Annotated in this window: 13 protein-coding genes; 11 read left to right on the forward strand and 2 right to left on the reverse strand. The window is 53.3% G+C overall.

The genetic code is table 11. The features are described from left to right. Positions 1-188 precede the first annotated feature (188 nt). From V2P20_RS13685 to V2P20_RS13710, 6 genes are all read left to right on the forward strand, one after another. Positions 189-2,336 (forward strand): EAL domain-containing protein, encoded by a 2,148-nt coding sequence (locus V2P20_RS13685; protein ID WP_331819215.1) that lies wholly within the window; start codon positions 189-191, stop codon positions 2,334-2,336. Positions 2,337-2,507: 171 nt separating this feature from the next. Continuing rightward, on the forward strand, positions 2,508-2,708 hold the full coding sequence (locus V2P20_RS13690) for a DUF2934 domain-containing protein (RefSeq protein ID WP_331819217.1): 201 nt from the start codon (positions 2,508-2,510) through the stop codon (positions 2,706-2,708). Between the two features lie 95 nt (positions 2,709-2,803). After that, entirely contained in the window at positions 2,804-3,544 is a 741-nt protein-coding gene (locus V2P20_RS13695; RefSeq protein ID WP_331819220.1) for a hypothetical protein, read from the forward strand. 228 nt (positions 3,545-3,772) lie between these two features. Then, positions 3,773-5,722, forward strand: coding sequence for an ATP-dependent zinc metalloprotease FtsH (gene ftsH, locus V2P20_RS13700; RefSeq protein ID WP_331819222.1), 1,950 nt, complete (start codon positions 3,773-3,775; stop codon positions 5,720-5,722). Further along, on the forward strand, positions 5,719-6,699 hold the full coding sequence (locus V2P20_RS13705) for a zinc metalloprotease HtpX (RefSeq protein WP_331819224.1): 981 nt from the start codon (positions 5,719-5,721) through the stop codon (positions 6,697-6,699). The genes ftsH and V2P20_RS13705 overlap by 4 nt, the downstream gene beginning before the upstream one ends. 618 nt (positions 6,700-7,317) lie before the next feature. Beyond that, complete coding sequence (locus V2P20_RS13710) at positions 7,318-9,063, forward strand: multicopper oxidase domain-containing protein (protein WP_331819226.1); 1,746 nt, start codon at positions 7,318-7,320, stop codon at positions 9,061-9,063. Positions 9,064-9,156: 93 nt separating this feature from the next. Here the strand turns inward: V2P20_RS13710 and V2P20_RS13715 are convergent, their stop codons facing one another. Continuing rightward, positions 9,157-13,428, reverse strand: a complete 4,272-nt coding sequence (locus V2P20_RS13715; protein WP_331819228.1) for a DEAD/DEAH box helicase — start codon at positions 13,426-13,428, stop codon at positions 9,157-9,159. A 457-nt stretch (positions 13,429-13,885) separates the two neighbouring features. Between V2P20_RS13715 and V2P20_RS13720 the strand changes: the two genes are divergently transcribed. From V2P20_RS13720 to egtD, 3 genes are all read left to right on the forward strand, one after another. Further along, positions 13,886-14,938 (forward strand): lysophospholipase, encoded by a 1,053-nt coding sequence (locus V2P20_RS13720; RefSeq protein WP_331819230.1) that lies wholly within the window; start codon positions 13,886-13,888, stop codon positions 14,936-14,938. A gap of 84 nt (positions 14,939-15,022) precedes the next feature. Next, complete coding sequence (gene egtB, locus V2P20_RS13725; RefSeq protein ID WP_331819232.1) at positions 15,023-16,330, forward strand: ergothioneine biosynthesis protein EgtB; 1,308 nt, start codon at positions 15,023-15,025, stop codon at positions 16,328-16,330. Next, positions 16,320-17,297, forward strand: coding sequence for an L-histidine N(alpha)-methyltransferase (gene egtD / locus V2P20_RS13730; RefSeq protein ID WP_331819234.1), 978 nt, complete (start codon positions 16,320-16,322; stop codon positions 17,295-17,297). The genes egtB and egtD overlap by 11 nt, the downstream gene beginning before the upstream one ends. Before the next feature lie 202 nt (positions 17,298-17,499). Here the strand turns inward: egtD and V2P20_RS13735 are convergent, their stop codons facing one another. Then, a complete protein-coding gene (locus V2P20_RS13735) occupies positions 17,500-19,254 on the reverse strand; it encodes an ABC transporter ATP-binding protein (RefSeq protein WP_331819236.1) in 1,755 nt (584 codons plus the stop codon). 385 nt (positions 19,255-19,639) lie between these two features. On the opposite strand from V2P20_RS13735, the gene V2P20_RS13740 reads away from it, so the two are divergent. Together V2P20_RS13740 and V2P20_RS13745 are read left to right on the forward strand one after the other, a co-directional pair. Then, positions 19,640-20,908 carry a hypothetical protein gene (locus V2P20_RS13740; RefSeq protein WP_331819238.1) on the forward strand — a complete coding sequence of 423 codons (1,269 nt, stop codon included), beginning with the start codon at positions 19,640-19,642 and terminating at the stop codon, positions 20,906-20,908. Then, positions 20,901-22,274, forward strand: a complete 1,374-nt coding sequence (locus tag V2P20_RS13745; RefSeq protein WP_331819240.1) for a hypothetical protein — start codon at positions 20,901-20,903, stop codon at positions 22,272-22,274. Before V2P20_RS13740 ends, V2P20_RS13745 begins: the two co-directional genes overlap by 8 nt. Positions 22,275-22,737 lie beyond the last annotated feature (463 nt).

A 22,737-nucleotide genomic window follows, 5' to 3' on the forward strand; every position in this document is an offset into this window, starting at 1 on the left:
AGGCAGGCATGAAGAGGTTTATTCAAAGGCTTGAATAAACCTCTTCAAAATTGAAGATTGGGACCCAAGTGGGAAAATCAATATGTTGATCCAGCATAAATATCGCTATACAAGTTACCAGGAATGTTTGAAACACCCTGATGCAATGACGCCTTTATCGTGCGAAGTGATGAAGGAGTAAATGGGCTATGTTCAATTTATTTAAGGACGAATCGCAGAATGTTAATTCATTTTTTCTGTTTATGCAGAGCTTGGTGAATCGCAATCTGGCCGCTGAGGCCTTAAGGGTGAGCGAAACCAGGTATCGGAATTTACTGGAAAATATGGATACGGGCGTTGTATATCTAAATAATGCGGGGACAATCATCTCTGCCAATCAGGCGGCAGAGCAAATTCTGGGTTTGCAGTCGGATGACATGATGGGGCGCGCATTGACCGAGACCTGCGCCAGGATTGTCAGAGAAGACGGTTCGGTTCTTCCTCATGAGCAGCATCCGGCCATGCTGGCTTTACGCACCGGAAAACCGGTGGAAAATGTCGTTATGGGTTTTTTAAATCACGCACGACAAGATCATACATGGGTGATGACCAGTTCCATGCCGGAATTCCGCCCGGGAGAGCGACAACCCCATCAGGTTTTCATGACTTTGAACGATATCACTCAGCGTAAATTGGCCGAGGAGGAGTTAAATCTGGCATCGGTTATCGTCAATAATACGGGTGAAGGCATCATTGTCGCCGATCAGGACAACAACATCATTTCAATCAACCCTGCTTTTACGATTCTAACCGGTTTTTCCCGGCAGGAGGTTTTCGGCAGGAAAGCCGATTTTCTGCAATCCAAAAAAAATACCATAAAAATCAATGATGAACTCCACAAAAGCAGAAAAAACAGGCACAGCTGGCAGGGCGAAATGTGGCATCGGCGTAAAAACAGCGACGATTTCCCTTGCTGGACAACCATCAACCAGGTCAAGGACGCGCAGGGCAAGACAACGCATTATGTGTATGTGGTGATGGATATTACCCATCTTAAAAAGGCTCAGAATCGTCTAGGATTTCTGGCTTATCATGATCCGCTGACTCAACTGCCCAACCGGATGTTATTAAAGGATCGCATCAATCATTCACTGCAAAATGCGCGGCGGGAAGGCTCGCTGGTGGCTGTGCTGTTTCTTGACCTTGACCGCTTCAAGATCATCAACGATACCTATGGGCATGCCGTCGGCGACGGTTTGTTAAAGGAAGTGGCAAGGCGGATCAAGAATCTGGTCAGAAAGGAAGATACAGTGTCACGTTATGCCGGTGATGAGTTTATCGTGCTTATGGAAGACTTTTTGGACGCGAAAAGCCCCGCCAGATTGGCTAGAAAACTGATTGAAACATTTAACGACCCGGTTGAAGTCAAAGGCCACCGCTTGCAAATAACCACCAGCGTAGGCATCAGCTTGTTTCCACGGGATGGGGACGACACGGACAGTTTAATCAAGAATGCCGATGCCGCTATGTATCGCGCCAAAAAAGAAGGGCGCAATAACTTCCAATACTATAACCCGGAGTTAACGACGCAAGCCTTTGAAAAAATGGCTATGGAAAGCGATTTAAAACAGTCGATAGATAAAAATGAGCTGGTTTTATATTACCAGCCGCAAATCTGTCTTACTGCCGGAAACATTGTCGCTATCGAATCGTTAGTGCACTGGCAGCATCCGACTATGGGCTTGATAAATCCTGCTCGCTTTATTTCCATAGCCGAAGAGAGCGGCTTTATCCTGGCTATGGGCGAATGGATGATAGAAACGGCTTGTAAACAGATGAGGCATTGGCTGGATGAAGGCGCGCCGATGAACAAAATAGTGGTGAATGTGTCGGCGGCTCAATTGCTGCGTTCCGATTTTGTGGCTACCGTTGAACGCATGCTGCGTACGCACGGACTTTCACCTCATTGCCTGGAACTGGAAATTAGCGAGAACAGTTTTATGGACAATGTCGAACCGATCATCAAGGCTTTGAACGGATTGGCCGAGGCGGGGGTAGATTTGACCATCGCTAATTTTGGCAAAGGCTATTTTTCACTCATCAATTTAAAGCGGATACCGGTAAAAAAGCTGAAAATCGACAGTTCATTCATATCTGAAATGTTGCGTAATTCCAACTACGAAGACATCGTACGCTCAATGATAGCCTTAGGGCACAGTTTGGATTTAAAAGTTATTGCTCCGGGTATTGAATCGGAAGCCCAGCAAAAGCTGCTGGCAGAGTTGGATTGCGATATGGGGCAAGGCCATTTCTATTATCCTCCTGCTTTGCCAGACGCAAATTTCTTTGCAAAATGATGTTGTGAAATTGATACATTTTAAAAAATTAAACAACGTTATTTATTTTGCGACTGATTCTAAATGTTTGATTAATTAGGCAATTGCTAGGTAATTGTACGGATTGTTGCCAACTCCGTCTGTTCATAGAATAGACTCCAATGAATATTTCTTCGCATTTTAGGAAGAAAGATGAAAGATGATTGCAAAACCATGCAACACATGCCCAAGACAGCTATCAACCCTGATATGTTTCGGGAAATGGTGGCAGAACGCGCTTATTCCAAAGCCGAAAAAAGAGGTTTTGCAGCAGGACACGAACTCGAAGACTGGCTTGAATCCGAAGAGGAAATTAAAAATCAATGTTTCTACTGGTTTCAGGATGCGGAGTAGCTTTTTGAAACGGAGTTTTTTACTTCCTTAGTCTTTTTACCAAACACATTAAGTGATGCATGAACACACGGAATCTCCTAAACATGGTATTCGATATGAAGCGAAACAAAATAATTGACGTTCCCAGTTTTGACAACAAACTCACAGAACACAAGCAATGCGTCGCTTTCCATGAAGCCGGGCATGCAGCGGCAATTTATCTGAACAACAAGGCCCAGAGTCTGCCTCCGGTTTTCTTTCAGATTTTGTTCAAGGATATAGGAGCGGTTTCGGAAGGCCCTAAAAACGTTTATCACATCGCCCATGATGATTGTATTGCCAGAGTGGAAGGCGGACGGTTAATTCAATCATTGCCTTATTCCATGGATGAGTTTCTGGACAAATTGGCTGGACATGACGACATGGCTCAGGCAGTGAAGGATTATGTCACGGCTTTCGAGGCGGACATCGTTAATCTGCTTATTGGTCCTCTTGCCGAAGCCAAATACATTGCTGATGCCGATAATGAGCTATTCAATCATCGTCTGGTCAATTTAAACGCATTGAAGAATTATGGCGGACGTTCTGATATCGCATCGGTCTATGAATATTTACAAAGTTACTCCCCCAGTAAACAACGGCAGGATGAGAAACTGGACGAGTTGTTTAATGTCGCCTTTGACTTCATAAACGATTATGAAAACTGGAAAGCAATTTCCAAGCTGGCCAATTACATTATCGACTCTGATAAGGATACGATCAGCTGTGAGGAGGTTATTGCCGTGCTTGAATCCACAAATGCGAGCGAGTTTGCGGAGGAGGCAGCGCAGCCAGATCGCTATGTAAAATATGCCTGATAAGGTGTGACTGCTTTTTGATGGGGATAAGCCGTTGTAGAACCAAATTAATAGGGTTCCCTGGACAATTGAAAGTTATTTTTTCTGGGCTTTTCGGATACGGGAGCGGATTTGTTGACATGCTTCAGATTCATGGACAGGCAAGTATCTATCGATTGGCGGCCAAGGCCGCCCCACATTAAAACTGTGCCGCTTCTAATACAACGTTTAGGTTGAAGGAACAGTACAATGGATAAGCCGGTAAACAGCATTAAAAATCTATTGAATAAGTTATACAACTATTTGAAGGATTTGCTAATGGCCGGTTCCGGCTCACTCTCCAAGGAAAAGCCGGATGTTGAGCTTCATAAACCCATCGATGAAAAAACGCCCGAATCCAAACAGCGAAGAATCATTTACCTGGCGCTGTTTTTCATAGTGTTATTGTCTCTGTTTAACAGCATCCAGGAAATTCAGCGGGATGAAATCCCCTATAGCCAGTTTCTGAAGTACGTAAAAGAAAAAAAGGTTGAAAAGGCTGTTGTTACCGACCGCTATATTACCGGTGTGATCAAATCGGACGATCCGCGCGAGCCGTCCAGGCCTTTCATGACCATTCCGCTATTACAGGATGATCTGGCTAATTTGCTGGAGCAAAACAACGTCGAATATGTGGTCAGAAGCGGAGAGAACTGGCTGACCAATATTTTGTTCAACTGGGTCATCCCGATTTTGATATTCGTTTTTATCTGGTCCTGGATTATTCGCCGCACCACCGGCGGACAAAGGGAATTCCTGAATCTGGGCAATAAAATCCGCATTCATCAGGATACGCTGCCCAAAATCACCTTTGACGATGTGGCCGGCGCCGACAATGCCAAGCAGGAACTGAAGGAATCCATCGAGTTTTTGAAATCGCCGGAAAAAATACAAAGACTGGGCGGGCGCATGCCCAAAGGCATATTGCTGGTCGGCCCGCCCGGCACCGGTAAAACGCTGCTGGCACGGGCGGTTTCCGGGGAAGCGGGCGTGCCTTTCTTTAATATCAGCGGTTCGGAATTCATTGAATTGTTCGTCGGAGTGGGCGCAGCCCGGGTTCGCGATCTTTTCGAGCAGGCACGCAACAAAGCGCCCTGCATGATCTTTATCGACGAACTCGACGCCATCGGCCGGTCGCGCAGCGGGCCTGTCATGATAGGCGGCCATGACGAGCGTGAACAAACCTTGAACCAGTTACTGACCGAAATGGACGGTTTTGATACTTCGGTGGGCGTGGTCGTCATGGCGGCAACGAACCGGCCCGAAATTCTGGATAAGGCGCTGCTGCGCGCCGGACGCTTCGATCGCCAGATCATTGTCGATAAGCCGGATTTGCAGGACCGCATCGAGATTCTGAAGCTGCACACCCGAAATATGGTTATGGCGGAAGACATCAATATCGAGATCATCGCCAAACGCACGCCGGGGCTGGTCGGCGCCGACCTTGCCAATATTGCCAATGAAGCGGCGATCATAGCGACCCGGGTCGGCCACAATAAAGTTGAAATGGAAGATTTCGAAGCGGCTATAGACCGCATACTGGCCGGACCTGAAAAGAAAAACCGCGCCCTCAGTCCCGACGAAAAGCGCCGGGTGGCCTACCACGAAGCGGGGCATGCGATGGTCGCCGAGCATGTGCCGACCGGACAGCCGGTGCATAAAATTTCCATTATCCCCCGCGGTGTATCGGCCTTGGGCTTTACGCTGCAATTACCCGTCGAGGAAAAGTTTCTGTCCACCGAAGATGAGCTCAAGGATCAGTTAGCTATTCTGATGGGCGGACACGTTGCAGAAGAATTCATCTTTGGCAACATCTCGACCGGCGCCCAGAATGACCTGGAAAGAGCCAGCGAGATTGCCCGCAACATGGTCTGCAGTCTGGGCATGAGCAAAAAACTGGGACCGTTGACCTACGGCAAACGGCAGCAACTGCAGTTTTTGGAGGCAGAAACACCGGAAGTCCGCAATTTCAGTGATGAGACAGCCCGACTTATTGACACTGAAGTGATGGCGCTGATGGAGGAGGCCGAGACACGTGCCCGCGGGGTAATTACTGCCAACAGAGGAGTATTGGACAAACTGGCGAATCTACTGCAAGAAAAGGAAGTTGTTAACAGAGAAGAAATTACAGACCTACTTAAAAGCGAGATGAAACAGTGAATACGCAAGCAATCTGGGAGCAAAAACAGCTCAATCATCACCGCCTGAGCAATTTTTTTCAGTCGTTGATTTTATACGTCACAATGCAGTTCCTGATCTCCCTTGTCAGTTATTTGTTATGGGGTATGGAAGGATTGAAATGGGCGGCGACTGTTGGCGCAGTCCTGCTGCTCATCGGCATCAAATTTATGCCGGGAATTATCCTTAAATTGTACAGGGCGCGGCCGATCGTTCATGACGAGATTCCCGGTTTACAACAGCTGGTCTCGGAACTGGCGGCGCATGCCAAGCTTGGAGCCGTGCCGCAACTGTATTATGTGCCCAGCCGCACCATGAATGCTTTTAGCGTAGGCAATCACGACAAATCCTGCATCGTCCTGACTGACGGCCTGCTGCGTACATTGAGCCGGCGCGAGCTCATCGGCATCCTGGCTCACGAAATCACTCATATCGGCAACAATGACAATCAGGTGCTGAGCATCGCCGACATGCTCAGCCGAATGACCAGTTTGTTGTCTACTTTTGGCCAATTATTGCTGCTGATCAACCTGCCGATGTTTTTTCTGGGCGGCGTCATAGTGCCCTGGTCAGTGATTGTAATGATGCTTTTTGCGCCGATTATCAACAGTCTTTTGCAACTTGCGCTGCCGAGAACGCGCGAATTCGAGGCGGATACGCATGCGGTATATCTGACAGGCGACCCTGACGGATTGGCAAGCGCATTATTCAAGATGGAATACTACGGTGCAGGCTTATTCGAATGGTTGTTCCTGGCTGGACACGGAACACCCGAACCGTCTCTGCTGAGAGCGCATCCTGCGACTGAGGAACGAATGAGAGAGCTAAAGTCTCATTTCAAAATAAGCAAAAACCCATCCAATGATGCTTCCGATGAATCCAGACTGCTTACCATTCCTCTGCATGTGCAAAGAGTTCAACGCAGGCCGCGCTGGCGGATAGGCGGCATGTGGTATTAAGTCTGGAAACTTAATATCGTATTTTTTCACCTTTCAGTTGATCTTATCGGTTCATAAAAACCAGGGCTCCGATTGAGCTGTACGGCTAAAAACAGAAAAAATTCGCCCTTTTTGAGATAAAAAAGCAGAAAAACAGGGCCGATCAGGATAAAAATAACCGTAAAATTATAGTGGTTAATTTCTTGGCGGGCTGGTAAGCTTCTTTTATTGAATAGGTGTTGGGTGGGAACTGTTTTTAACTGCCAGAGTCGAAATCTCTGTCAATACGATGCGATAGGCACTGACCAGATGTCTTGTGTAAAGTAGCGAATGTTTATTAAGGATGAGAGAGAAGTTGCAACGTCGGTTTGATGCCGGCCAAGCGGGTAATCAATCATTAATAGAGAATAAATAGTCTGTCCTCTAAAAACCCACTATGCAGTTATCAGATTACACCTCAATGGCTTGATCGTCATTCATACACCCACCACAAAATCCTGAAACCATTGCCATTTTTATTTTATTCGGGCGTTAAGAAAGAATTTTGCGCCATATTCGTTTAAAATAGTTGCGTTAGTATTCTTTCCGTTTTATATAGCGGCAAGTTATTTTATAAGTGAAATTTTCCGAGGTCATCCTATGCGTAAAAAACTTCTTACCATTAGTTGGGGCACAGCGATGCTCCTTATGCCTCCCTGGATACAGGCAGCTAATGATTTACCACCTTCGGCCAAAGTTGAAATGGGAGAGGTGGAAGAGGTATGTTCTGACTTCACGCCAAAAGAATGGCGCCAGGAACAGGTTATTGATGGGGTAACGATACAGGAGTCGCGGTTATGCAACCCTGACAACCCTGCCGATATCGCCGCTTTTGTTAAAGGTACGAACGGCGTTTCCATGCAGACATTAATGGAAACCCAACTGGCTGCCGACGCTATCACCATGTCGGACGATATGGACGGCGACGGCGACCCTGACAAGATTGTCATCAAACTCGAAGTTATCGAGTTGAACGGCCATTCGCCTGACAGCACTGAATTGACTACCCAGTTTGACATAGCACCGGGCATAAAGCCGACTTTCTGGGTTTTCGCGCCTAAAACACGCGATATGTCGACTTTGAGTTTGTACGAGCCCCAGGCCAATCCGCTGCTGCGCGTGCCGTCTCCGGCTATCCGCGTCGAACAGGATGACGTCATCTGGCTAGTGCTGGAAAACACCCATTACCTGCCGCATTCCATCCACTTGCACGGCATCGACCATCCGTTCATGGATCATGGCGGCCATGGCAACGACGGTGTAGGTCAGACCAGCAACATGGATACCATGCCGGGAGAAACCAAAACTTATGTGATCAAGCCGCGTCAGCCTGGCACCATGTATTATCACTGCCATGTCCAGCCCCATACGCATATTCCTATGGGCTTGCAGGGGATGTTTATTATTGAGGAAAACCGCCCGAACAACTGGGTGCAAACTTTCAACGTTGGCAACGGCCAGGTTCGTCATCCCTCTGTGGCAGTCCTGGAAAAATATTCCCGGGAATATGACCTGCATTACCAGTCCGCGGACAAGGAACTGCATGAAATTGTTGCCCGGTCAGCCAACGATCCGCGCCTGCTTGCCAAGCACCTGAATGTCGATTATGACGTGACCGACGCGACCGACGACTACTTCATGCTGAACGGCCGTTCATTCCCTTACACACTAAGAGAATCGTTGATCGAAATGGAGCAGGACAAGAAAGTCAAACTGCGCATTTTAAATGGCCATACTGAAGCATTTGCCATGCACATCCACGGGCACAAACCGACCATCACGCACTATGACGGCGTCGATAACGGCCCGAGTTCCTATATCATGCGCGATGTGCACGCCATGGTTCCCGCGCAGCGTATCGACCTGGAGCTGAGCGGCATAGACGATGGCCTGCACAGTTTCGGCCAGGGCATCTGGATGTTCCACGACCACGTCGAGAAGTCCTTTACAACCAATGGCACGGGCGAGGGCGGCGATATCAGCCTGGTGGTCTATAAAGACTTTCTTGATGAGAAAGGCATTCCCAAATCGCATGGCATGAGCCTTGCGCCTTATTTCACCAAAGGTTTCTGGCAGAAGAACTATCCGATCTGGCAGGACTATGATGCATGGCGCAGCTTGGGCTTGCCTGAAGTGAAAGGCGTTACTGATCAAAAAGCCGCTCCTGTACAAACAACAGCAGCGCCTGCTAAACAAGCGACTGCAGCATCCGCGCCGGCTGTTGAAGAAGGTTCAGCTGTTGGCAGACTGTTCAACGGTATCCTGTTGGGCCTGTTGAGCTATGTGCTGATCGCCAAACGGAAGTTCATTCTCGACCACCTGCGCAATCTGACGAAGCAGCAGTAAAGGTGTAACCGGGAAGCGCTGGATTAAAGTCCGGAGCCTTGTTAAACAAAAAGCCATCGCCGGCATGTTCGGTGATGGCTTTTTTTATGCCTTCTAGCGTCGACGCAATAAGGCATTTTTGAGCTGCCATTCATCTTGCGGCTCGATGTTTTCCAGAAAATTGATCTTCCCCTGAGCGCCGATGGCCATCGGGATGCCGTCACGGTACAGAATGCGCCGGCCTGCCTGCGCCGGCAAGCGCACTCCGGGCGTGATGATGCCGGTCAGATTCAACGGATCGGCGGCGCTGATGGCGATCAGATCGCCGCGTTTCGCCTGCTTGCGGATCTCGCGCAGAACGCTGACCGCCTCCGGCAGCGCATACTGCTCGCCGGCAAAGCCCTGTACGAAGCGCCCGCCGCGCAGTTCACCGCGCGCCTCCATGCGCCGGAATACATACAGCAGTTCCCGCCAGCTCGGCAGATTATTCTCCTGTTCCAGCACTTTCCGGAACACGACGCCATAACGGCGCAGCAAAACCTGGGCAATATGCTCGCAATGCGGATGGCGCTCCGTTTCGGCTATTGTATGCCGGCGTATCAGCGACCAGCGGCCGGCAGCCGCGAACGGATCGTAAAATGAATAGCGCTGACTGAGCCGGTGCTGGGTTTTCTGTTCCGTAATCAAGGTGCGCAATCCCTGAAAACTGTCGGCCGTGACCAGGCCCCAGGCGCTCAGTTCGGCCAGTGCTTCTTCCAGTTGCGATTTCAACAGGCCTGTTTCGCTGAGCAGTTCTTCGAAGAAACTGGCGCCCCATTGTTTTAACGCATCATGGACTTTCTGAGCTTTACCCGACAATTCCAGCGTTTCAATATCGGGCAATGGCGAATAGGCGCGCCAGTGCGGCAGGTGTGCGCGGGCAATGAAACTGAAGGCCGCTGTTTTGCCGGCCGGACTCTTGCGTTTCGAGGCTCCGGCGGGCAGGTGCAGGCGCAGCCAGCTGATTTTGCCGGCACTGCAGAGCTTATCGAGATCGGATGCTGCATAAGGCCTGATACGGACCGGCAGAATATCGGCTTCCCAACTGGCTGCCGGCAGACTTAAACCTTCCAGCTGCAATAAGCGCTGTTGCAGCGCGGCCTCGCCGGTGCCTGGATCGTCCAATCCCTGCCAACGGAACAGGAAACGCATGAAGTCGGCCGGTGCGACAGGTTCGATCTCATTGCGCAGCTGCTTCAGCGTGTAACGGTGGATGCGGGCCAGCAAGCCGCGCTCGCACCATTCTGTGGTTTCGGGGCCCGGCGTGAACTTGCCCTGGATGATGCCGCCTTCCTGTTGCAGGGCGAGCAGGGCATATTCAATTTCAGATGCATCGAGCCGCATCGAGGTGGCCAGCTGCGCAGCCGTAACCGGCCCCAGCCCTTCCATCCGGCTGCTCAGGATTTCGACCAGCGCGCTTTCGCGGTCTGCGGCCTCGTTCGAATCCACAGGCCGGATGACCGGATCGATCCTGGCATCGGGGAAAATCCATTGCAGCGCTTTCAGCCGTTCTGCCGCGACCCACAGGCGCGCATCGTCGGCTATGGTCATGACCGTTGCGCGTCTGGCTTTCATCAGCGTTTCCAGCAGCTCGGGCCAATAATCCTGCTGCGCTGCCAGAGGGCCGCGTTTGCCTTCGGCTTCGGTCAGAAAGCCCAGCACGACCAGCGCATCGTGCAGTTCATCGGGCGTTTGCGCCTCAGGCCAGGCTTCCATGCGCACGCGCGCGATCGCTTCGGGATTCAGATGGCCGGTTTCGGCGGCTGTTTGCGGATCCATGAAGCGGCGCTGTTGCACGGCCAGCGTGCGTCGTTCCTCGGCCGGGGCATCGTCCAGAAACGCATAGGGCCGCGCGTTCAGGATTTCCAGCGCCAGCGGCGAAGGGCTGGCCAGTTCGCGCGCAACAATGCTGACCGTACCCTGTTCGATGCCGGCCAGCAGGCGTTCCAGGCCGTCGATGTCCATCAGCTCATGCAGGCAGTCAGATAAGGTCTGGTTGACCAGCGGATGGTCGGGCACTTCGCGGTCGCCGGCGATATTTTCAAAACAGGCGAGCTGATCGGGAAAAATCACCGCGATCAGATCCTCGGCGTTGTTGCGCTGGAAATAGGCCGGAACTTTCTTGCCGGCGCGGTTGCGCGGCACGGCCAGCGCCGTGTTGGCAACCCAGCGCCAGCGCGTCGGAAACATCGGCGCGGCCAGCAGCGCCTGAACCAGTATGTCCCTGACGGTCGCGGCTTTCAGATACTGCGCGGGCTCTTCCAGCGGGAAACTGTGCGTCGGCCCCAGCGACAGCACGATATTGTCTTCGCTGGCCGCAGCCTGCAGCTCGAAGTTGAAGCGCCGGCAAAAGCGCTTGCGCAACGACAGTCCCCAGGCCCGGTTGATACGCGAACCGTACGGCGAGTGGACAACGAAATGCATGTCGCCGGTTTCATCGAAGAAACGCTCGAACACAATGCGCTGCTGCGTCGGCAGCACGGTCAGCGCTGCCTTGGCGGCGGCCAGATACAGCAGCAGCTGCTCGGCCGCGGAGGCAGGCAGCTGCAGTTCGTCGGCCAGATAACGGTAGGCCGCTTCCTGCCCGAGTTCGAGTTTGGCGTCCAGCGTCGCGCGCAGATCCGATACGGCCTGCGACAGTTCATCGCTGCGGCCCGGCGCTTCGCCGAACCAGAACGGAATATTGGGCGGCTGGCCGTGCGCGTCCTCGACATACACGCGGCCCTGCTCGATCTTGAGCATGCGGTAGGAGTTGTTGCCGAGCTGGAAAATATCGCCGGGCAGGCTTTCAAACGCGAAATCCTCGTTCAGCGTGCCGACGAACAGGCCTTCCGGCTGCATGATCACATCGTAGTCGAACTGGTCGGGAATGGCGCCGCCGTTCATCAGCGCGGTCAACTTGGCGCCCTTGCGCGGGCGCAGCAGGCCGTTGACGGCATCGCGGTGCAGGTAGGCGCTGCGCCGGCCGCGCTGCGTGTGGAAGCCGTCGCTGAGCATTTTGACGACGTCGAGAAACTGCTTGCAGCTCAGCTCGCGGTAGTGCCAGGCAGCAGCGAAGGCTTTGAACAGCTCGGTTTCCTGCCATTCGCGGCAGGCGACTTCGGCCACGATCTGCTGCGCCAGCACGTCCAGCGGCGCATCGGGTATCAGGATGCGGTCCAGTTCATCGCGCCCGATCGCAGCCAGCATGGCCGTGCATTCGACCAGATCGTCGCGCGACAACGGAAACAGGCGGCCTTTCGGCACGGCGCCGAGCCGGTGGCCGGAGCGCCCGACCCGTTGCAGGAACGTCGAGATCGCATGCGGCGAGCCGAGCTGGCAGACCAGATCGACATCGCCGATATCGATGCCAAGCTCCAGCGAGGCGGTTGCGACCAATGCTTTCAGCGAGCCCTGTTTCAGGCGCTGTTCGGCCGACAGCCGGTGCTCCTTGGCGAGGCTGCCGTGGTGCGCCGTGACGTACTGTTCGCCCAACCGTTCGGCCAGGGCCGCGGCCGCGCGCTCGGCCAGGCGCCGCGTGTTGACGAAGATCAGCGTCGTGCGGTGCTCCCCGATCAGCGCCTCCAGCCGGTCATAGATCTCGCCCCAGACTTCGGCCGCCATGACCGCTTCCAGCGGCGAGCCGGTGACTTCGATCTGTAGATCCCTTTGACGCACATGGCCCGTATCGATGATCGTGCAGTCGGCTGCTGTCGCGCCGGTCAGATAGCGCGCGATCGTCTCGATGGGTTTCTGCGTGGCCGACAGGCCGATGCGCACGGGCGGTGTTTTGGTCAGCTGCGCCAGGCGCTCCAGCGACAGTGCCAGATGCGCGCCGCGCTTGCTGCCGGCCAGTGCGTGAATCTCATCGACAATGACGCTGCGCACGGTGCTGAGCATGGTACGCCCCGAATCCGACGTGAGCAGGATATACAGCGATTCCGGCGTCGTGACCAGGATGTGCGGCGGCCAGCGCTTCATGGCGTGGCGTTCGGCCGGCGAGGTATCGCCGGTGCGCGTCTGCGCGCGGATCAGTACGTCGGGCAGGCCAAAGGCGGCCAGGCCTTCGCGGATGCCGCTCAGCGGCTCTTCCAGATTCTTGTGGATATCGTTCGACAGCGCCTTCAGCGGGGAAATGTAGAGAATGCGCGTTTCATCGGGCAGCGGCGACTCCAGCCCCTGCTGCACCAGCTGGTCGATGACGGCCAGGAATGCCGCCAGCGTTTTGCCCGATCCGGTAGGCGCCGCGATAAGCGTGGAATTGCCGGCGCGTATGGCCGGCCATGCCTGACGTTGCACGTCCGAGGGCGCAGTGAAATGCGCTTTGAACCATTGGGCGATGACGGGATGAAACGATGTTAAGGGCATGGCGCTGAGTGATTGCAGGCGATAAAATAATTTGATAAAGAGTTCAGTGACATACAGAGCTCAGTTTCAACAGCTGCATAGTCTAGCATTGAAAGAGCATGGTGGGTGTCCGGAGTGAATGGAAGCATTTTGTATTTGTCGGTATAAAAGACTCAGACGATGCCTGTACAGGAAGCGCCCCTTCATTAACCGGCTTATTCCATTTTTATGGCTGAGCAGGGGCAGGGCAGCGAAGCGAAGCGCTCTTACAGCCGTTGAATCGGCAATCGTTGCGGCACCGGAAAAAATATTCAACATTTAATTTATGTTGCAAGTTTATGTATTGAAAAGTGTTCCTAATATTGCCGTCATCTTGTCTGAGTCTCTATTGCAACTTGTGTCCCGGTTGGCCCTCTATAGAACGATCCCATTGATTTTTAAAAACGCAGTAACAAAAACAACGTAGTAAACCTTCCGCATGCTAAAACGCCTTATTTTCCCTTCAACGCTCAGCTTGTCCATGCTGATGCTGACGCTACTTTCAACCTGCCCCTTTCTTTCGGGCTGTACTCCCAGGATTTACAAACCCGGCCCCTATGTCCTCAATGGCGGGCAAATACTGGAAAACCGCTATGTAACGTCCGATGGCATTGAATTACCGCTCAGGCAATGGCTGCCCGAGCATAGCAAGGCGTCGGCGGTGCTGATAGCGCTGCATGGCTTCAATGACTACAGTCATTTTTTGCAGCAGCCCGGCGATTTTTTCCGGCAACAGGGCATTATCAGTTACGCCTATGACCAGCGCGGCTTCGGCGGCAGCCCGCATCGGGGCTTATGGAGCGGCGTCGATGCCTATGTGCAGGATCTGGACTTGTTCGTGCGGCTGATCCGGAACAAGCATCCGGGCCTGCCGGTTTATTTATTGGGCGAAAGCATGGGCGGGGCCGTAATCATCGCGACCATGGCGCGCTCCCTGAAAACGCCCGTGGATGGCTTGATTCTGGCCGCGCCGGCTGTCTGGGGACGGGAAACGATGCCCTGGTATCAGCAGACGCTATTATGGGCGCTGTCGCATACCATGCCCTGGCTGACATTGACCGGCAAAGGCGTCGTCAAAGTCACGCCGTCCGACAATATCGAGATGCTCAGAGCGTTGAGCCGCGATCCGATGGTCATTAAGGCCACGCGTGTGGAAGCGATGTCCGGCCTGGCCGACCTGATGGACATAGCATTGCACAGCGCCAAGCAGATAGAAGCCGATACGCTGGTTCTGTATGGCGATAAAGACGAGATTGTGCCAAAACAGCCTACTTACCGCTTTCTGCAGGATTTTCTGCAAACCCGTCAGCAGCGAAAAAAAGTCGCCTTTTATGAAAACGGTTATCACATGCTGCTGCGTGACCGGCAGGCCCCGATTCTATGGAACGACATTGTCGCCTGGATCAAATCATCGTCAGCGCCGCTGCCTTCCGGCGCCGATAAATACGCCGAACAGGTACTGGCGGCCGCCAATGGGGATGACAATTCCTGACGCAATATAGGGAATTCCCGGATTGACTTGAAAAGCATCCGGATTTAGGATGCCAGTCAGTTCAACTCTGATGAGGAGTTCAGCATGCGCCGTACCGATTTTGCAGTTCCCCGTAGTTCGGCAGTACCGGATCAGGCCCTTTCGGGCGAAGTGCTGGCGCAATATCAGACCGTCAGGCATGAGACGGAACAGCTGTGCGAACCGCTCGCCATCGAGGATTACGGCATCCAGGCCATGCCCGACGTCAGCCCGCCGAAATGGCATTTGGCCCATACTTCCTGGTTTTTCGAGACCTTTCTGCTGACGCCTTATCTGCCTGGCTATCAGGTTTTTCATCCCCGCTTCGGCTACCTGTTCAATTCCTATTACCAGACCGTCGGCAGTTTTTTCCCGCGCCCGCAGCGCGGCTTGCTGTCTCGGCCGACCGTCGAGGAAGTCTACCGCTACCGCGCCCATGTCGACGGATCAATGGCGGAACTACTAGCCAATGCGAATGATTCCCGGCGCGACCGGATCATGTCCCGTACCGTGCTGGGGCTGCACCATGAACAGCAGCATCAGGAACTGCTGCTGACCGATATCAAATACAACTTCGCACTCAATCCGCTGCGCCCGGCTTATCGGCCAGCGCCCGAGCCTGTCGGAAAAGCGCCGGTTCTGATGCAATGGCTGGGCTATGACGGCGGCCTTCGAGAGATCGGTTTCTCGGGCACAGGTTTCGCCTATGACAACGAAACGCCCCGGCACAAGGTTTTTCTGGAAGATTTTCAGCTGGCCTCGCGCCTGGTGACGAACGGCGATTTTCTGGCCTTTATCGAGGATGACGGCTATCGGCGCGCCGACTTGTGGCTCTCCGACGGTTGGGCGGCCTTGCAGCAAAGACAATGGCAGGCGCCGCTGTATTGGGAGAAGCCTGACGGCGAATGGTGGACCCTATCGCTGGCCGGGCTCAGGCGCCTGGATCTGAGCGAGCCCGTCTGTCATGTCAGTTTTTATGAGGCCGACGCCTATGCGCGCTGGTGCGGCAAGCGCTTGCCGAGCGAAGCGGAATGGGAGGTTGCAGCCCAGGACTGCGAGCCGCGCGGCAATCTGCGCGAAGCCGGCTTCCTGCAGCCTGTAGCCGCCGAAGCCGGCGCACAGGACGGACCGGTCCAGTTATTCGGCGATGTCTGGGAATGGACGCAAAGCCCTTACCGGCCTTATCCCGGATTTCAGCCGCTTAGCGGTTCGCTGGGCGAGTACAACGGCAAATTCATGTGCAATCAGATGGTGCTGCGCGGCGGTTCCTGCGTAACACCTCAGTCGCACATCGCGGCCACATACCGCAATTTCTTTTACCCTGCCGACCGCTGGCAGTTCATGGGCATACGGTTGGCCAGCAATGCAGACTGAGCTGATCGGACCGCACCTTCGGTTTTCGGACCTTAAGCCGCCGCCGGCTGATTTCCGGCGCGAGGTCGTCGAAGGGCTGCGTCTGTCGCAGAAGACGCTGTCGCCGAAGTTTTTCTATGATGCCAAAGGCTGCCGGCTGTTCGAGGCGATCTGCGATTTACCCGAGTATTACCTGACCCGCACCGAAATCGGCATTCTGACCGAACACGCAGAGGACATCGCCCGAATCCTGGGGCGGGGCGGCACGCTTATTGAGCTGGGCAGCGGCAACAGCCGCAAGATCCGGTTGTTGCTGGAGGCGCTAAGGCCGACTGTTTACATACCGGTCGACATTGCCAGAGAGCACTTGCTCGCCGCCAGCCGCACACTGGCGGCCGATTATCCGTGGCTGGATATTCATGCGGCCTGCCTTGATTACTCGGAGCGTTTCGAGATGCCGTTTTTGCCGGATGCGCAAAGAAAAGTCATTTTTTTTCCGGGTTCCAGCATCGGCAATTTCGAGCCGGCGGAAGCGGAAAACCTGCTGTGCGGCATAGCGCAATGCGTGCAGCCTGATGGGGGCCTGCTGATCGGCTTCGATCTGAAAAAAGATGTGAACATATTAAATGCGGCTTACAACGACAGCGCCGGCGTAACGGCGTTGTTCAACCTGAACCTGCTGCGCTGCATCAATGCCAAAGCGGCGGCGAATTTTGCCCTCGACCGTTTTCACCATCATGCTTTCTACAATGAGCCGCAGGGGCGCATCGAGATGCATTTGTGCAGCGAATCCTGTCAGCAGGTTGTCGTGGCTGGCGAAACGTTTGATTTTCTGGATGGGGAATCCATTCATACGGAAAATTCCTACAAGTACGGGATCGAGGAATTCCGCTCTCTGGCCCGCAACGCCGGATTCGAGCCGGGGCATTGCTGGCGCGACCGGGACGGATTGTTTTGCGTACATTACTTTGCCATTGGCAGTGCTTAAATATCAGGGCTAGGATCAGATGTGGGGGCGACTGAAGCGGAACGGGGTTTGTAACCCCGTTCCTAACGTTTCTGTAATATCTGAACTAAGGAATTGCACTTAACCAGCGTCAAATGTTTCGGACGGGGCAACATGCCCCGTCCGGCTGTGCTGCTAATGCTGTGTCCTGTTTGCCCTGGATTGTTTGGTGAAAACTTGCAGCTCACTCTCCCAGAAAATCTCCGCTCTGATGCTGCCACATGGCGTAATACTTGCCTTTCAAGGCGAGCAGCTGCTCGTGCGTGCCCTGTTCGATGATGTTGCCTTTGTCCAGGACGACGATACGGTCCATGTTCAATATCGTGGACAGCCGGTGCGCGATCACGATGGCGGTCTTGTTCTCGATCAGCTCAAAAATGGCCACCTGGATCTGTTTTTCGGTCAGCGAATCGAGCGCGCTGGTGGCCTCGTCCAGCACGACGACGGGCGCATCTTCGAGAAACGCCCGGGCAATGGCGATGCGCTGCTTTTCGCCGCCGGACAGCTTGACGCCGCGCTCGCCCACCAGCGTATCGAATCCATTGGGCAGTTTCTCGATGAATTCCAGGCTGCGCGATTTCCGGGCCGCGTCGATCAAGCGTTCTTTCGGGATATCTTCACCCAGCGTGATATTGTCCCGCACCGAGCGGTGGAAGAGCTCCGGCTGCTGCGGCACCATGGAAATCTGCTGGCGCAGGGCAGGCAGCGTAAAGGCTTTGGCGGGCATGCCGTCGAAAGACAGCGTGCCTTGCTGCGGGTCGAGAAAGCGGAACAGCAGTTTGGTCAACGATGATTTGCCGGAACCGGACGGCCCGACCAGGGCGACTTTCTCGCCGGCCTTGATGGACAGCGAGAAGTTCTCGAACAGCTTCGGCTGGTCAGGGTTCGCCGGGTTATAGCTAAAGCCGATGTCATCAAAGCGGATTGCGCCTTTAGTGATCTTCAGCGGCTTGGCGTCGGAGGCATCGATTTCCAGGTCATTTTGCCTGAACACATCGGCCATCTCGGAGGCATCGGCCAGCGCAGTGAAAAAATTGCGGAAATTGCGCCCGAATTCCCACAGGCGCTGGATCAGCATGAGCATGATCGATTGGAACAGCACGAATTCGCCGACTTGGAAGTTTCCGGCCTGCCATTTCCGGATCATCAGATAAACCAGCAGCAGCTCGATGCCGAAGGTCATCAGGCCTTGTACGGCAAAGGAGACGAACATCAATATCCAGGCGATTTTCTTCTTGCGGTAGACGAAATCCGAAGCCTGGTTGATCTGAGCCTGCTCCCTGGCTTCCAGGGCAAAGCTTTTGACGATGAAGATATTGCTGATGGCGTCCGAAAAAGCGCCGCCGACTTTCGAATCGCCCTTGGCCACGGCTTTGTCGAAGCGCAGTTTCCAGACCGAATAGCCGATGTTCCAGGCCACGAACAGCACCACCCAGGCCAGGAAATAAATCGCGAACTGCGGCTGCTGCCGGTAGAAGATCACGAACGAGATCGCGATCGCGACAATGTTCATGAAGAACTGGAACAGGAACCAGTCCATGATGATTTCAAAAGACCTTGAAAAGCGGTTGGCCTGCTTGATCAGGCCGCCTGAAAAGCTGTTCTCGAAAAAGGCGTATTTCTGCTTTTTCAGCACCTCGAAACAGCGTTTTTCCAGCAAATTGACGCCGCCGCCGTCGAGCGGCACGATCGCGACTTCGAGCAGGCGCCATGACAGCCAGATGCAGGCGTAGATCAACGCGATCGTCTTCAGGTTATCCAGCAAAAAAACCAGGGTCGCGTCGGAGTAGGGCGTCGCCAACCCGTTGGCGATGTTTTTGTAATAGAGGGGAGCCGAAAGCTCCAGCACAACGGCGCAGGCTAAAGCAGACAGCGATAACAGGAAATACCACTTTTTCTGCCAGACAACCCGGCCGTATTCTTTAAATATAATGTCCATATGTAATGTTGAGTGTTTTTCCAGTGGCTAATTTAACATTGTACCAAGCCGACCCTATGAAGTTTTACATGAGAAGGCGAATTTCAGCCGTAAGGTACGCATCGCGTACCATTTTCAAAGTTTTTCGATGAACCAAACTTCAAAAGGTACGCGATGCGTATCTGCAAAGCATTCTTTCCCCAAGAAGCAAGCGCCTTAAATATTATCTTGACCGCACGGCTCAAAGCCGGCTATAAGTATTCGTACTTAACATATTGAAATACAGGCATAAAGGCTTTTATCTGAAGCCGACTAACAATAACCTGCCATATAAATACCGATATGAAAACAGCTGAAAAATATCCTGCAAATTCTCGCATCGGTAAGATTAATCAAGGTGTGAGGAATGAACCTGAATAATTTTCGCGTCATGGGCTCCGGCGGCACCGGCGGCATCATCAACCGTATCCAGACACTGTTCGTCGGCCTGTTGAGGATATGGACAATCCCGATTGTTCTATTGCTGAGTCTGGCCTCTGGATTTACGACTTACTACGGCATGTCGCATTTCATCACGCCGTGGATCGCCTTGATCATCACCGTGGCGATTCAGTCCATCATCGTCATCTGTTCGCTGGAAATTGCCGGCATCCACTGGAAAGCCAACCGGATTCGCTATATCAGCGTATTAGCTTCCCTGCTGACGGCGATTGCCGCCTCGGTTTCATTTTCTTATTTTCAATTTTACGAAATATCGGAAAAGGACAACCTGCATATCGAGCGGCTGAATCAGGTGAGGGATGACGTTAATCATTACCTGAACAAAATCCTGGCCGTAAAAACCGGGATTCTCGAGCAGCAGCGCGCACAACTGGAACTGGCGTCCAGGGAAGTTTCGCAAGCCTATTTCGGCACGCATCCGCAGATTGCTGCCGAGTATAGAAATCAGGTAGGCGAGGGGCCGTTCTGGAAGCATTACAATGAGCTTTATCAGGCTAAAGCGCAGCAGTCAGCCCAGCTGGAGCAGGGATTCCGGCAGCTTGACGACGATATGCGCAAGCTGCAGGCCGGCCTCAGGCAGGTGAGTCTCGGGCAGGATGAAAGCGGCGCCTATCAGACCGTGCTGTCCAGCCTTAACGACGTGCAGCTTAAATTCAACCAGCTTGCGACCGGTCTGGGCCATGCCGTGCCCGAAGCGCCTGCGGTGATGTCTTACGCGCAGTTTGTGCAGGGCGTACAGCCGTCTTTCCTGATGTGGAAGGATTTTTCCCCGTTTGCGTTCGTCTGCGCCTCCATGATCGAGTTTTTTACGGTATTGCTGTCGTACCGGCTGGAGATGACGGCGCCCGGGCCGTTGACCGATCAGGAGGAGGAACTGGTGTTCGAATGCCTCCGGCAATTCACCGAATTCAGAATCAATGAAAACGACGAGCTTGAAATGGTGATCGAGAAAAGCGAGCTGGAGCGGGCCAGGCGCTATTCCGACTGGTCTAGGATGTTTGCCGTCGGCTTGTTGCTAAGCCGCGGCTTTCTGCGCAAGGTCGATGCCCGAACCGTCGAGTTCGCGCCCAACCTGTATCCGCTGATCGCCCAGCGCATGGGCGAAAAAATCCGCGCCATCAAGGCTGAATCCAACGTTAAACTTGAAGCAGTGCAGCAGGCCGCCAATGAATAATGAAAACACCGATCTGGAAAAATGGCTGGGCGGTTTCGATTCCGGCCAGGACATTGCCGGGCAGGAGAGCTGGGACCCCGGTTTTGATGCCGAGCGGCGCATCGTTCACTCCCGGCTCGGCTTTTACAGCAAGCTGTTCAGCCGGCCCGAGAAATTCGTCAAGCGCTTTTACCATACCGTCTATCCGCTCACGATAGCCGACTGGTCCTTAACGGCCGATAACAAACTCTATGACGGCTTCTGCACCATAGCGTCGCGGCTCGATATTCGCTTTCAGGCCTCAATCAAGTACGCGGCCGCTAACTGGGAGCTGTTGCCTGACATCAACCAGCATATCCAAGCGGCTTATGAAGGCCTGGTCAGGGATGTCGTCGACAGGGAATTGCTGAATCTGGACGACGGCGCCTGGATACAGACAGGCTTGAGGAGCACAGAGCAAAAGATAGCCCAGGCCGTTAATGAGCTATTGATGATCCGCGATATTCAATGCCGGACTTTCTGCACGTTGAAGCCCTCTTTCGAAGAGTTCCCTGACGATGCGGCGCTGACGCTGGACGGCCGGTTTGCGCAGGAGTCCGTCTATCTGAACGTGGTTAAAAAGAATTTCGAGTTCCGGGAAAAACAGGCGCAGGAAAAGCAGCGCCAGGCGCAGGAACTGGACAATCAGAAACTGCTGCATGAACAACAGCAACTGCAGCAGCTGAACAGGGAAGAGGAACTGCGAAGGCTGAAAGCCATTCAGGACGCTGAAAACCAGCAGTTGCGCCTGAAGGACCAGGAAAAGCTGCAGACCGAGCAATTCGACATTGAAAAGCGCCTGCATGCGGAAAAAATCAGGCACGAAAATGCCCTGAAAGAGATGGCATGGCGGGCCGAAATCGAGGAGCAGGAAAAGCGCCAGGCGCTGCTGCACGAGGTCGAACAGCAAAACCAGCTCAATCAACTGTCGCATAACGCGCGCTTGAAGGAAAAGGCGCTGGACGCCGAAATCAGGGAATCCGAAAAGCAGCAGGCGCGCTGGAACGAAGCCAAGGAAAAAATGCATATCGAGAACCTTAAACAGCAGCAGCGCCTGCAGCAGATGGATCTCGAAGCCGAGCTCAAGGCGCAGGAACACCAGCAGCAGCAAAGGAACAATGCGCAGCAGAAGCTGCAGGCGGACAAGATTGAGTACGAAGCGCGCCTGAAAGATATGCAGCTGAGGGCCGAAGTCAAGGAGCAGCAGAAACGTTTCGAAGCCACTGAAAAATCGGACGAGTATCTGCGCCGCGAAATTGAATTGCTGATTCTGGAAAAGCAGCGCACCGAGCTGGTGCTGGCTGTCAATAAGCCGGCCGATAACCTTTTGGAAGCCCCAAATAGCTGAAATTCAATTCCGTTTGTGTATGCCGGTCCGCTGCCAAAAACTGTGAAACAGCGCTGAACCAGCTGATAATCAGTTCCAACAGTGAACTTATATAAAGCCTGATTTTATATCTTAAACGATGAGTGCAGGATCGGTTTCATCCGACTTTACGCCTGCAGAACCCGTCATGTAATGAGTGCCGGACATTGCATGAAGACCGGTTTGACACCCTATCGGCCAGCCCGGCCGACAAAAATAAAAAAGGCCTCTGCCAAATCAGTTATATCAAGGTATGGCTGCCCGCCTGGCTCAATAAATCTCCACACGATTTCCATTCCGCTGCAATGTACCTTAATTTTTAGTCAGGTATTTTTCAGCGCCAAATACAGTTTTCACCTGATAGCGTATTTTCTTCGCCTTTAATATGCTTGAGCAAGCGTTAAAGGACGCAACAATTCCAGTTTCATGATTACGATTATGAAAC

It is taken from the genome of Methylobacter sp. Wu1 (assembly GCF_036553575.1).
Classification (GTDB): Bacteria; Pseudomonadota; Gammaproteobacteria; order Methylococcales; family Methylomonadaceae; genus Methylobacter.